Below are 11,690 nucleotides of genomic sequence, written 5' to 3' on the forward strand. Positions count from 1 at the left end.
CCTTGGTGAGTGAAAAAAGGTGGGACACATGGAACATGTGGCGCTGGACAGATTTGTCCAAATGAAGGATTTGGGAATTTTCGGACGAACCCGGTTGGAGCTCAGAGAGGGCCTTTCGGCGACGGAAAACTATCTTGTTTGCCTCGGTGGGTCGCAGACATATGGGCGCGAGATTGAGCGTCCGGTCACCGCGCATTTGAGTGCCGCCACAGGGATGACCGTGGCGAATTTTGGGGTTCGCAACGCGGGTTGGGACGCCTTCATGCGCGAGGCGTCCGTGCTGGAGGCCGCCTCTTCTGCACGGATTTGCCTAATTCAGATAGTAGGGGCGCAAAACACCTCAAACAGGTTCTACCGCGTGCATCCGAGGCGCAATGACAGGCTTGTTGCCCCGTCAACCGTGCTTTCAGCGTTGTATAGCGAGGTGGATTTTTCTGAGTTCACGTTCACCCGCCATTTGCTTGGCGCGTTATACAGCGTGTCATATGAAAGGTTTGAAACTGTTGTTGAGGAATTGAGACAGGCTTGGGTCGCGCGATTGCGGGCCTTGATCCGTGAGATTGAGGCACCGGTGCTGCTTTACTGGCTTTCCGACAGGCCGTTGAGCGATCAACCTTGGGATCTGTTACGCGATCCGATGTCGCGCGATCCGCTGTTCGTCACGCGCTCGATGGTTCAGGCGGTGGCGCATCATGCGGACGGGTTTGTTGAGATTGCGCCGCCGGTCGGGAAACCGCGGTTGAAGCGCCCGTTCCTTTCATTGCGTGACAGTTCCGTCCCAGGCGAGGATCTGGACGAGGCTGCACATAGTGCCGCGGCCGACGCACTTCTCCCAGAGATTGAGGCATTGTTGGAAAAAAAGAAGGCCCGCCAAGATGACGGGCCTTCAGAATTACAAATCGATGATCAGATCAAAGCTTCTCGGTAAGCTCCGGCAGGGCGTCGAAGAGGTCTGCCACGAGGCCATAATCGGCCACCTGGAAGATCGGGGCTTCTTCGTCCTTGTTGATTGCGACGATGATCTTCGAGTCCTTCATGCCAGCAAGGTGCTGAATAGCACCTGAGATGCCGACTGCGACATAAAGATCGGGTGCAACCACCTTGCCGGTCTGGCCAACCTGCCAGTCGTTCGGGGCAAAGCCCGAGTCGACGGCGGCGCGGGAGGCACCAACGGCGGCGCCGAGCTTGTCAGCGAGCTTCTCGATGATCGCGAAGTCGTCCTTGGAACCGACGCCACGGCCACCGGAAACCACGACGCCCGCCGAGGTCAGCTCGGGGCGGTCGCTGGCAGCGACACGGTCTTCGATCCATGCGCTCAGCGCCGGATCAGCGACGGTGGCAATGGCCTCCACAGGTGCGGCGTTGCCGGTGCCGGCAGCGTCAAAGGTCGAGGTACGGAAAGAGACAACCTTCTTCGCATCGGTCGATTTGACGGTCTGGATCGCGTTGCCTGCATAGATCGGACGCTCGAAGGTCTCGGCATCCACAACGGCGGAGACATCGGAGATCACCATCACATCCAGAAGCGCCGCAACGCGCGGCAGGATGTTCTTGGCGTCTGTCGTCGCAGGCGCGACGATGTGCGTGTAATCATCCGCAAGCGCGACGAGCAAAGCGGCGGTCGGCTCGGCAAGGCGGTGGCCGTAGATCGCGTCTTCGGCGACGAGAACCTTGGAGACGCCATCAATAGTGGCAGCTTCCTTGGCGGCATCGGCAGCAGTGGCCCCTGCGCAGAGGAGGGTCACATCGCCAATGGCTTTGGCGGCGGTGACGGCCTTGGCGGTGGCATCCATTGCCAGCGCGCCATCGGTCACTTCGGCAAGAAGAAGTACAGACATTACACAGCTCCCACTTCTTTGAGTTTCGCAACAAGCTCATCGACGCTGCCGACGATCTCGCCCGCCTTGCGTGCTTCGGGCTCGCTGGTGCCGACGATGGTCAGGCGCGGCGTAACATCAACGCCGTAATCGGCTGGTGTCTTTTCATCGAGCGGCTTTTTCTTCGCCTTCATGATATTCGGAAGCGATGCATAGCGCGGCTCGTTCAGGCGCAGGTCTACGGTGATGATCGCAGGCATCTTGACCGAGATCGTTTGCAGGCCGCCATCGACCTCGCGGGTCACCTTGGCGCTGTCGCCGTCAACGTCCAGCTCGGAGGCAAAGGTGCCCTGCGACCAGCCCAGAAGCGCAGAGAGCATCTGGCCGGTGGCGTTCATGTCATTGTCGATTGCCTGCTTGCCACAGAGAACAAGGCCGGGCTGCTCCGCGTCGACAACACCTTTGAGGATTTTCGCAACCGCCAGCGGCTCGATGTCCTGATGCACGTCTTCGGTGGCAACGACGAGGATCGCGCGGTCAGCACCCATAGCGAGTGCAGTGCGGAGGGTTTCCTGCGCCTGCTTCACGCCGATCGACACCGCGACCACTTCTTCGGCCTTGCCAGCCTCTTTCAGACGAATGGCCTCTTCAACGGCAATCTCGTCAAACGGGTTCATCGACATTTTGACATTGGCAAGATCAACACCCGATCCGTCCGCCTTAACACGGACTTTCACGTTGTAGTCGATCACGCGCTTAACAGGTACCAAGACCTTCATCGGCGTAACTCCCTATAATTCTGCAGACGCAAAAGCATTCGCGGAGGTGTTAGCAAGGCCCGAAAGGAGAAAACAGTGCAAAATCGACGCGGCGAGGTTCGCCGACGCCACGTTTGCCTGAATGGGCCGAATTTATCTGTTGGCTCCGGGAACCCAAAGGATATCCGACCGCCCGTCATCATTTGCGATCCGCGCGGCGACGAAGAACCAATCTGAAAGTCGATTAAGGTACTTAACGGCCGCCGAGTTTACGGCTTCTTGGGTTGCGAGGTCGGTTGCCAGTCTTTCAGCGCGCCGGGAGACGGTACGGCAGAGGTGCAGATGTGCCGCCAATGCAGATCCGCCAGGCAGAATGAAGCTGCGCAGGGGTTCAAGCGCGTCATTCATTTCGTCGATCTCAGCTTCGAGCCGCGCGACTTGGGCATCGGTCATTCGCAGAACGGGGTAGGGTGCTTCGGCGTCTTTATCCATGTCGGGGCGGCACAGATCTGCGCCGAGATCAAAAAGATCATTCTGAATCGCGGCTAATTTGGCGCCCAAGTCACTATCCGCATGGAGGCGGGCAATCCCGACAGTTGCGTTCGTTTCATCCACTGTACCGTAAGTTTCAACACGGAGAGATTGCTTTGGTACACGCGTGCCGTTGCCGAGTGCTGTTTCGCCAGCGTCGCCGGTTTTGGTATAAATCTTGTTCAGAACAACCATCTTATCCTCCTTGGCGCCGGATGTAGACGAAAAGCAATATCAGGATCACGGCGACGAATTGTGCACCGATGCGCCAACGCATTATCCGGTTTGCATATTTGCGGTTGAAGTCGCCGCCTTTGCCGAAGGTGCCAATGCCAAACATCAGGATGGCGGCCACTCCGAGGCAAGCAACGGCAACGACGTAGAAGAGGGGATCGTCAGCCATGGGATTTCCTTTTTTTTCTCAACGCCGATCTAGCAGCCCCTTTCACAAAGGGAAGGGGCTAGCCCTTCGCGACGAGCCAATCGAACGTTCGTGTCGGCAGGATACGCTTCAGCGCCCCCATTACATAGGTCGGTAGCGTGACAAAATAGCGCGGCTTTGGTGCAGGGGAATTGAGCGCTTTCAAGAGTTTTGCGGTGACCGCCGACGGAGGAAGTTCGAATCGATCCTTCCCGCGATCCTCGTAGAGGCGGTGGCGCAGTTTGCTGTAGAGTCGCGAGAGGGCGGAGTTTTCCCAGTCTATCCAGCGTTCGAAATGGGGGGCGGCGTTTTGCCGGATCCTTGAAGTGATCGGACCCGGCTCGATCAGCACCACATGGATCCCGGTTCCGCGCAGTTCGATGCGAAGAACATCAGACAATCCTTCGAGCGCGAATTTGGTCGCGACGTATGCGCCGCGCCATCTGAAGGGAGTGAAGCCAAGAATCGAGGAGCAATTCACGATTCTGCCGTGGCCCTGCGCCCGCATGATCGGGATGACGCGGCGGGTTAGCTCGTGCCAGCCGAAAAAATTGGTTTCGAAAATTGCACGGAGGCCATCGACCGGAAGATCTTCGACCGCGCCGGGAAGCGCGTAGGCGCCATTGTTAAAGACCGCATCCAGCGTGCCGCCGGTCGCGGCCAGGACTTCTCCGAGTCCTGCTTCGATGGTTGCATGATCGGTGTAGTCAATGAGCGGCGCGTCGAAGCCTTCTGCAATGAGCCGGTCGCAGTCAGCTTGCTTTCGACAGCTGGCAAAGACCTGCCAGCCCGCATTGCGCAGATCGTGCGCAGCGGCGTAACCGATGCCGGAAGAGCATCCGGTGATCAGGATTGAGCGTTTTTGCATTATGGTGCTTTCTAGCGTGAAACCAAGAATTCTTCAGCCGTCCAGCCTTGCAGGCCGGAGTCGCTAATTTCGACCTGAACCCAGCCTTCATCTCCGGTGCTGAGGAGCAGGAGTTCAGTTCCTGGATTCATGGTGACAAGGACGGCGTTTTCGGTTCCGGGGCCGGTGCGGAGATTGAGGCGCGAGTCGCCGACGAAAAGAATATTCTGTTCTTGGGTGGGGGCTTCGGGCTGCGGTTCGGAGGTTTCTGCTGTGGTGGTGTCCGCAACCGATTCCGCGAGTGCGTCTGCCAGACTGTCGAATTGGATCTCCGACAGATCCGGTGATGCTGGGCTGGTTTCCAATTGGTCTTCGGGAACGTCGATAGTTGCCGTGGCAGCGGCGATTTCGGCAGCAGGCGTCGGCGTGGCTTCTATCGGCGCAGGGTCTTCAATACGGATTTCCGTTGGTGTCGGGGTATCGGTGATGGCAGTTTCCCGCACTGGAAGCGGATCAGGGATGGGGCGATCCGTTATGCGCACAGGCTGCGTTTCGGGAACGAAATCCGCCCCGCCGGACATCACATAATATGCGAACGCGAGGCTGACGAAGGTCAAAATGATGAACAAACGCAAGGTTCGATCCTTCGGACTAGAATAATCGTCGTTGCCTTATAGAGAAAGTTGAGCCGCCTGCAAAACATCACTCTGAGCGATTGTGCCGCTTTACCCTGCCTTGGGGTGGAGGTACACAACATGCATGAGTGATGATCTTCTCGACCCCAATATAGCGCCAACGGGCTTCACGGAAACGTTGCGTCGTGCAATCGGCGATAGGTATCTGACCTACGCATTGTCGACGATTATGCACCGTGCCCTCCCCGATGCCCGTGACGGCCTAAAGCCTGTTCACCGGCGCATCCTGTATGCAATGCGTGAGTTGAAGCTTGCATCAAACGGAGGCTTCCGCAAATCGGCCAAGATTTCGGGCGATGTAATGGGGAACTATCACCCCCATGGCGATGCGGCGATCTACGATGCGATGGCGCGGCTCGCGCAAGATTTCAACGTGCGTTATCCGCTTGTCGATGGTCAGGGGAATTTCGGTAATATTGATGGGGATAATCCGGCAGCCAGCAGATATACCGAAGCGCGGATGACCGCAGCCGCCGAAGCGCTGATGGAAGGCTTGGCGGAAAACGCGGTGGATTTCCGTGCCAACTATGACGGCACGTTGAGCGAACCGGTCGTGCTGCCGGCGGCGTTCCCGAATTTGCTTGCGAATGGTGCAAGTGGCATTGCGGTCGGGATGGCGACTAACATTCCGCCGCATAACCTGCATGAACTGATCGATGCTTGTTTGCACCTGATCAAGGCCCCGAATGCGCGGGACGAAACGCTGCTGGAATATGTCCCCGGGCCGGACTTTCCGACCGGCGGTGTGATTGTCGAGGCGCGGGAGGCGATCGCCGAGGCTTATCGCACCGGACGCGGCGGTATCCGTCTGCGTGCGCGCTGGGAGATCGAGGACCTCGGACGGGGACAATGGCAGATTGTTGTCACAGAAATCCCCTATCAGGTGCAGAAGTCGAAGCTGATCGAAAAGCTTGCCGAGGTTATCCAGACGAAGAAGGTTCCTTTGCTGGCTGATGTACGGGACGAGAGTGCCGACGATATCAGGATTGTGCTGGAGCCACGCGCCCGAACGGTCGAGCCGGATGTGTTGATGGGGATGTTGTTCCGTAATTCGGACCTCGAAACACGGTTCAGCATGAACATGAACGTGTTGATAGATGGGGTGACGCCGCGCGTGTGCTCGCTGAAGGAGGTTCTGCGGGCGTTCCTTGATCATCGGCGGGACGTGTTGCAGCGGCGCAGTCGGCATCGCATGGATAAGATCGACCACCGGCTTGAAGTGCTCGAAGGGCTGATCATTGCCTTCCTGAACCTTGATCGCGTGATCGATATCATTCGCTATGATGATGATCCCAAGGCGGCCCTGATGTTTGAGGATTGGGGGAAGGATCATCGCCGTGCAAGCAGTGAAGCCGATTATCTTTCTCCTTTTGCTGGCGGCAAACCTGCTGAAGGGGAAGAGCCCTCGCTGAGTGAAGTTCAGGCCGAAGCAATTCTTAACATGAGGCTGCGCTCGTTGCGTCGCCTTGAAGAGATGGAACTGGTCAAAGAGCGCGATGCCTTGATGCAGGAGCGTGCCGATCTCGAAGACCTTTTGGCTAGTGAAGACCTGCAATGGGGCAAGATCGCTGAGCAGCTGCGTGAAACCCGCAAGCAGTTTGGGCGGGACTCCGAAGGTGGCGCGCGGCGCTCGACCTTTGCCGAGGCTGGCAGTTTTGAAGAAGTACCTTTGGAAGCGATGATCGAAAAAGAGCCGATCAGCGTTGTGTGTTCGAAGATGGGCTGGGTTCGCGCGATGAAAGGGCACATCGCGCTCGATAGCGAGCTAAAGTTCAAGGACGGCGACGAGGGGCGCTTCCTATTCCATGCCGAGACAACCGACAGGTTGTTGGTCATTGGTAGTAACGGGCGTTTCTATACTGTTGCGGCTTCCAACTTGCCGGGCGGGCGGGGCATGGGTGAACCATTGCGCCTGATGATTGATCTGCCCAACGAAGCCGAGATCGTGGACATTCTGGTTCACAAACCGGGACGGAAGCTTGTGGTCGCTTCTTCGGCAGGGGACGGGTTCATCGTGACCGAAGACGAGGTCGTTGCGCAGACACGGACGGGGAAAGTCGTTCTGAACGTGAAGGACAAGATCGTCACCCGTACGGTAAAGCCAGTGACAGGGGACCATGTTGCTGTGGTAGGTGAGAATCGCAAAGTGCTGATTTTCCCGATCTCCGAATTGCCGGAAATGGCCCGTGGCAAAGGGGTTCGCTTGCAGAAATACAAGGATGGTGGACTGTCCGACCTAACGACTTTTGAGCTGGAAGAAGGTTTGAGCTGGCATGATCCGGCGGGGCGCAAGCGGACCGAAACCGAATTGGCTGAGTGGATAGGCAAGAGGGCAGGCACCGGGCGCATGGCCCCACGCGGGTTCCCGCGGGACAACCGTTTCAATTAGAGCGGATTTGTGCCGTCACGATGAGGTTTGTTGCCTCGCGCGGTCGCCACAATTAGCATGGCCGAAGCCAAGGAGATTTGGATGCTGAGAACTCTTGCTTCGTTGATTGCCCTGCTGGTGCTGGTGGCCTGCGGTGCGCCACGAGACGATCTTTCGCGTACGCCAGACCCCGTTGGCCGATTCCTGCTTGGGCATACGATTGTTGTGGCGCCGAACCTACAGGTTGGGCCGGTGTCGCGTGAAGTCGAGAGTGAGGTTTGGGTCGAGCAGGTGAAAGGCGCAGTGCAAGAGCGCATGTCCCGTTTCAACGGCGACGCCTATTATCATGTTGCAATCGCACTTCAGGGATATGTGTTGGCGGAACCGGGCATCCCGATCCTGTATGCACCGAATTCTGTCCTGATTTTCGAGGTGACATTTTATGAGGATGCGACACAGACCAAGTTGAATGAAGAACCAATTCAGCTCACCGTCTTCGAGCCATGTTGCCGGATCCCGTTAATTGGCTCAGGGATCACCTTAAGTGCTGAAGAGCAGATGGACGGGTTGGCCTTCAACGCGGCGCGCGCGATTGAACGCACTATCAGAGAGAACGGAGATTGGTTTGGCGGCACCAGAGAAATCCTGCCTGAGGATGAAACGATCCTGAACCGACAGGGCCTATCCCAGGCGATGGGAGCGGCGAATGAAGTTACGGCTCCGGACTCGGAGGATAGCGATATGGGTGGTGACGTTATTGGAGAAGAGATTTCAGTCACCATTCTGCCCGATGCTGCAATCGCGGCAGAATAACCGCAACTGGTGCTTGATTTTCCGACCAATTCCCAATACATCGCCCGCGATGTTGAAACGGGCCACCCAGGCCCCCAAAAGCACGAGGCGCCTGCGCAATGGCTAAGGAAAAGTTTGATCGTACGAAACCGCATGTAAACATCGGCACTGTTGGTCACGTTGACCACGGCAAGACGACGTTGACGGCAGCGATTACGAAGTATTTTGGTGACTTCAAGGCATATGACCAGATTGACGGCGCGCCTGAAGAGAAGGCCCGCGGGATCACGATCTCGACGGCGCACGTTGAGTACGAGACGGAAGCCCGTCACTACGCGCACGTTGATTGCCCTGGCCACGCCGACTACGTTAAGAACATGATCACTGGTGCGGCCCAGATGGACGGCGGCATTCTGGTTGTGAACGCAGCTGACGGCCCGATGCCGCAGACCCGCGAGCACATCCTTCTGGCCCGTCAGGTCGGCGTTCCGGCACTTGTTGTTTACATGAACAAGGTTGACCAGGTTGACGACGAAGAGCTTCTGGAGCTCGTCGAAATGGAAATCCGCGAGCTGCTGAGCTCCTACGAATTCCCGGGCGACGATATTCCGATCATCAAGGGCTCTGCGCTTGCTGCTATGGAAGGCCGTGACCCCGAGATCGGCGAGAACTCCATTCGTGCGCTGATGGAAGCAGTTGACAGCTACATCCCGACCCCTGAGCGCGCTGTTGACCAGCCGTTCCTGATGCCGATCGAAGACGTGTTCTCGATCTCTGGTCGTGGTACGGTTGTGACCGGCCGTGTTGAGCGTGGCGTGATCAATGTTGGCGACGAGATCGAGATCGTCGGCATCCGCGACACCAAGAAGACGACCTGCACGGGCGTTGAAATGTTCCGCAAGCTGCTTGACCGCGGTGAGGCAGGCGACAACATCGGTGCGCTTCTGCGTGGTGTTGACCGTGAAGGCGTTGAGCGTGGCCAGGTTCTGTGTAAGCCGGGTTCCGTTAAGCCGCACACGAAGTTCGAAGCTGAGGCCTACATCCTGACCAAGGAAGAAGGTGGCCGTCACACGCCGTTCTTCGCGAACTACCGTCCGCAGTTCTACTTCCGCACGACGGACGTGACCGGCACGGTTCAGCTTCCCGAGGGCACCGAGATGGTGATGCCGGGCGACAACCTGAAGTTCGCGGTTGAGCTGATTGCTCCGATCGCGATGGAAGACGGTCTGCGCTTCGCAATCCGTGAAGGCGGCCGCACCGTTGGTGCAGGCGTCGTCTCCAAAATCATCGAGTAATCGAGAGACTACCCAAGGTACGACAATCGAGGCCTGCCTCCCTTTTCGGGGGGTGGGCCTTTCTCTTTTTAAATGTGGGTTCTGCGGCTGTTTATTCGCATGGATTGCGTTCAGATTGCCCTTGATCTTGGGTGATTGCTGACGTAATCCACACTCGGCCATAGGGGTATAGCTCAGCTGGTAGAGCGACGGTCTCCAAAACCGTAGGTCGCGGGTTCGAACCCTGCTGCCCCTGCCACCGCCGGCCTGCCGGTCCGCCAAATCCCGAAGGGGAGTAAGTTGACCCGAACGATTTCGCTTTCCTTGCATCTTGGCGCGCACAAAACCGCCTCTACCCATTTGCAACATGCCCTTAAGGCGCATGAAGAGCAGTTGATCGCCGCCGGTGTCAGGTTCTACGGTCCGCAATACCTTCGGGAGCGGGATCGCAGCATCCCGCAGATGTTTGGCGTCGGTACGGCAGCGACGACAGGCCGGTCCGCGCCCTTGCAGCTTGAGTTTTTGGCTAAGGATTCTGATCGGGTTATTTTGAGTGAAGAAAACTTCCTCGGGAAACTCTTTGACGAGCGCGGTGTCGTGGGGGAACCACTCTATCCCTTGGCCGACATGAGGATAAACGGGCTTTCGCAGCGCCTACCACATTCAAAGCTCCGTGTTTTTTTGGCAGTCAGGCGGCCAGATACATTCCTCAACTCGATCTACAGTCAGGTTTTGTTCGGCGGGCTGATGTTGCCCCCTGAGAGATTTCGAGAAAGAAATGACGTTTCGGCGGTGTCTTGGTTGGGGCTCGTGCAACGGATTGCGAGGATTCCGGCCATTTCGGAGGTTTTCTTGTGGTGCTATGAAGACTACCCAAAGAACTTCACCCAGATTATCGAAAGGCTGGTGGGGCCTGGATTGGGCGCATATGTCGCTCCGCAAGAGGAGCCAGTCCACCCCGGTCTATCGGCCGAGGCTGCGGCATATGTCCTGAGGCAATATGCCGAGGGAAAGAAAGGCGCTCTAGCACAGCAGGCGCGGAAAAAGTTCCCCGTATCGGCGACGTCCCCGAAGCTGACGATCTACGATGAGGCTGATCAAGCGCAGGCTGAAATGATGTATTATCGGCAATTGCAGGAAATCGCGCGGATCGAGAAGGTGCAAATTCTGGGTGGTGAATTTGCCGATAGCCTCGGGGTGACTTGAAAGTAGACGCCATCGGGCGTATGTCGCGCGGGTCTGATCGAAAGGTGATAGAAATGGCACGGACGAATCCGGTTCAATTCATCCAGCAAACGCGCTCTGAGATCGCAAAGGTCGTGTGGCCTTCCCGCCGGGAAGTGTTGCTCACCACCGCGATGGTACTTGTGATGGCGGTGTTGCTGGCGCTGTTCTTTTCACTGGTAGATATTGGCCTCCGTTCGGGGCTTCAGGCAGTTCTCAATATTTTTGGATCCTGACAACCGATAGGGAAATTGGCGGCAGGCTCTTGAATTCATTGAGTTCGGGCGGTATGAGCGGCCAACTTTCCGGAATGGCGTGCGGCGAATCAAGTTGCGCGCCGATTTTTATTTTCCGGACGAGCGGTGCAACTGCTTGGAAATGTGGAATATTATCGGCTCAGTGCCGATTGCGACGAGGTGTCGAAAAAGATGGCCAAACGCTGGTACTCGGTTAGCGTACTCTCGAACTTCGAGAAAAAGATCGCCGAACAAATCCGCTTGAAAGTTGAAGAGCAGGGTTTGCAGGAGCAGATCGACGAGGTTCTCGTGCCGACCGAAGAGGTCATCGAGGTGCGTCGTGGGAAGAAGGTGACGGCCGAGCGCCGGTTCATGCCGGGTTACGTTCTGGTGCACATGGAAATGTCTGATGACGGGTATCACCTGATCAATAGCATTAACCGTGTAACTGGTTTCCTCGGCCCGCAGGGCCGCCCGATGCCGATGCGTGATGCCGAAGTGAACGCGATCCTCAACCGTGTTGAGGAGGGCCAAGAGGCACCGCGCACGCTCATCCACTTTGAAGTTGGTGAGAAGGTTAAGGTCAACGACGGCCCGTTTGAGGACTTTGACGGCCTTGTCGAGGAAGTTGATGAAGACAACCAGCGCCTCAAGGTGACGGTGTCTATTTTTGGCCGCGCAACGCCGGTCGAGTTGGAATTCACTCAGGTCTCCAAGCAGGCTTGAA

The 11,690-nt window shown here is 57.2% G+C and carries 13 protein-coding genes and 1 tRNA gene; 8 read left to right on the plus strand and 6 right to left on the minus strand.

Going from position 1 to position 11,690, the window contains the following annotated elements; all coding sequences use genetic code 11:
• Window positions 1-28: 28 nt before the first annotated feature.
• Window positions 29-928, plus strand: coding sequence for a DUF6473 family protein (locus tag AB1E42_RS02715; RefSeq protein WP_368345465.1), 900 nt, complete (start codon window positions 29-31; stop codon window positions 926-928).
• Here the strand turns inward: AB1E42_RS02715 and AB1E42_RS02720 are convergent.
• From AB1E42_RS02720 to AB1E42_RS02745, 6 genes are all read right to left on the minus strand, one after another.
• Window positions 912-1,838 (minus strand): FAD-binding protein, encoded by a 927-nt coding sequence (locus AB1E42_RS02720; RefSeq protein ID WP_368345466.1) that lies wholly within the window; start codon window positions 1,836-1,838, stop codon window positions 912-914. The two genes, AB1E42_RS02715 and AB1E42_RS02720, sit on opposite strands and share 17 nt — an antisense overlap.
• The gene (locus tag AB1E42_RS02725; RefSeq protein ID WP_368345467.1) at window positions 1,838-2,596 is read right to left on the minus strand and encodes an electron transfer flavoprotein subunit beta/FixA family protein; all 759 of its coding nucleotides are present in this window, start codon (window positions 2,594-2,596) and stop codon (window positions 1,838-1,840) included. The genes AB1E42_RS02720 and AB1E42_RS02725 overlap by 1 nt, the downstream gene beginning before the upstream one ends.
• 132 nt (window positions 2,597-2,728) lie before the next feature.
• The gene (locus AB1E42_RS02730) at window positions 2,729-3,301 is read right to left on the minus strand and encodes a cob(I)yrinic acid a,c-diamide adenosyltransferase (protein ID WP_368345468.1); all 573 of its coding nucleotides are present in this window, start codon (window positions 3,299-3,301) and stop codon (window positions 2,729-2,731) included.
• Between the two features lies 1 nt (window position 3,302).
• Window positions 3,303-3,509 carry a twin transmembrane helix small protein gene (locus AB1E42_RS02735; RefSeq protein WP_368345469.1) on the minus strand — a complete coding sequence of 69 codons (207 nt, stop codon included), beginning with the start codon at window positions 3,507-3,509 and terminating at the stop codon, window positions 3,303-3,305.
• 58 nt (window positions 3,510-3,567) lie between these two features.
• Complete coding sequence (locus AB1E42_RS02740; protein WP_368345470.1) at window positions 3,568-4,395, minus strand: SDR family oxidoreductase; 828 nt, start codon at window positions 4,393-4,395, stop codon at window positions 3,568-3,570.
• Window positions 4,396-4,406: 11 nt separating this feature from the next.
• On the minus strand, window positions 4,407-5,009 hold the full coding sequence (locus AB1E42_RS02745) for an SH3 domain-containing protein (protein WP_368345471.1): 603 nt from the start codon (window positions 5,007-5,009) through the stop codon (window positions 4,407-4,409).
• Between the two features lie 124 nt (window positions 5,010-5,133).
• On the opposite strand from AB1E42_RS02745, the gene AB1E42_RS02750 reads away from it, so the two are divergent.
• From AB1E42_RS02750 to nusG, 7 genes are all read left to right on the plus strand, one after another.
• Complete coding sequence (locus AB1E42_RS02750) at window positions 5,134-7,458, plus strand: DNA topoisomerase IV subunit A (RefSeq protein WP_368345472.1); 2,325 nt, start codon at window positions 5,134-5,136, stop codon at window positions 7,456-7,458.
• Window positions 7,459-7,539: 81 nt separating this feature from the next.
• The gene (locus tag AB1E42_RS02755; protein ID WP_368345473.1) at window positions 7,540-8,250 is read left to right on the plus strand and encodes a hypothetical protein; all 711 of its coding nucleotides are present in this window, start codon (window positions 7,540-7,542) and stop codon (window positions 8,248-8,250) included.
• A gap of 98 nt (window positions 8,251-8,348) precedes the next feature.
• Window positions 8,349-9,524 carry an elongation factor Tu gene (tuf, locus tag AB1E42_RS02760; RefSeq protein ID WP_368345474.1) on the plus strand — a complete coding sequence of 392 codons (1,176 nt, stop codon included), beginning with the start codon at window positions 8,349-8,351 and terminating at the stop codon, window positions 9,522-9,524.
• A gap of 162 nt (window positions 9,525-9,686) precedes the next feature.
• A tRNA-Trp gene (locus AB1E42_RS02765) sits at window positions 9,687-9,762 on the plus strand.
• A 41-nt stretch (window positions 9,763-9,803) separates the two neighbouring features.
• The gene (locus AB1E42_RS02770; RefSeq protein ID WP_368345475.1) at window positions 9,804-10,709 is read left to right on the plus strand and encodes a hypothetical protein; all 906 of its coding nucleotides are present in this window, start codon (window positions 9,804-9,806) and stop codon (window positions 10,707-10,709) included.
• 53 nt (window positions 10,710-10,762) lie between these two features.
• A complete protein-coding gene (gene secE, locus AB1E42_RS02775) occupies window positions 10,763-10,963 on the plus strand; it encodes a preprotein translocase subunit SecE (protein ID WP_368345476.1) in 201 nt (66 codons plus the stop codon).
• 192 nt (window positions 10,964-11,155) lie between these two features.
• On the plus strand, window positions 11,156-11,689 hold the full coding sequence (nusG, locus tag AB1E42_RS02780) for a transcription termination/antitermination protein NusG (protein WP_368345477.1): 534 nt from the start codon (window positions 11,156-11,158) through the stop codon (window positions 11,687-11,689).
• Window position 11,690: the final 1 nt, after the last annotated feature.

Source organism: Pelagovum sp. HNIBRBA483 (assembly GCF_040931995.1).
Lineage (GTDB): Bacteria > Pseudomonadota > Alphaproteobacteria > Rhodobacterales > Rhodobacteraceae > JAEPMR01.

Bases quoted from the DNA above. Each gene is read 5' to 3' on its own strand.
- AB1E42_RS02715 (WP_368345465.1), top strand. From the start codon at position 29: ATGGAACATGTGGCGCTGGACAGATTTGTCCAAATGAAGGATTTGGGA.
- AB1E42_RS02720 (WP_368345466.1), bottom strand. From the start codon at position 1,838: ATGTCTGTACTTCTTCTTGCCGAAGTGACCGATGGCGCGCTGGCAATG.
- AB1E42_RS02725 (WP_368345467.1), bottom strand. From the start codon at position 2,596: ATGAAGGTCTTGGTACCTGTTAAGCGCGTGATCGACTACAACGTGAAA.
- AB1E42_RS02730 (WP_368345468.1), bottom strand. From the start codon at position 3,301: ATGGTTGTTCTGAACAAGATTTATACCAAAACCGGCGACGCTGGCGAA.
- AB1E42_RS02735 (WP_368345469.1), bottom strand. From the start codon at position 3,509: ATGGCTGACGATCCCCTCTTCTACGTCGTTGCCGTTGCTTGCCTCGGA.
- AB1E42_RS02740 (WP_368345470.1), bottom strand. From the start codon at position 4,395: ATGCAAAAACGCTCAATCCTGATCACCGGATGCTCTTCCGGCATCGGT.
- AB1E42_RS02750 (WP_368345472.1), top strand. From the start codon at position 5,134: ATGAGTGATGATCTTCTCGACCCCAATATAGCGCCAACGGGCTTCACG.
- AB1E42_RS02755 (WP_368345473.1), top strand. From the start codon at position 7,540: ATGCTGAGAACTCTTGCTTCGTTGATTGCCCTGCTGGTGCTGGTGGCC.
- tuf (WP_368345474.1), top strand. From the start codon at position 8,349: ATGGCTAAGGAAAAGTTTGATCGTACGAAACCGCATGTAAACATCGGC.
- secE (WP_368345476.1), top strand. From the start codon at position 10,763: ATGGCACGGACGAATCCGGTTCAATTCATCCAGCAAACGCGCTCTGAG.
- nusG (WP_368345477.1), top strand. From the start codon at position 11,156: ATGGCCAAACGCTGGTACTCGGTTAGCGTACTCTCGAACTTCGAGAAA.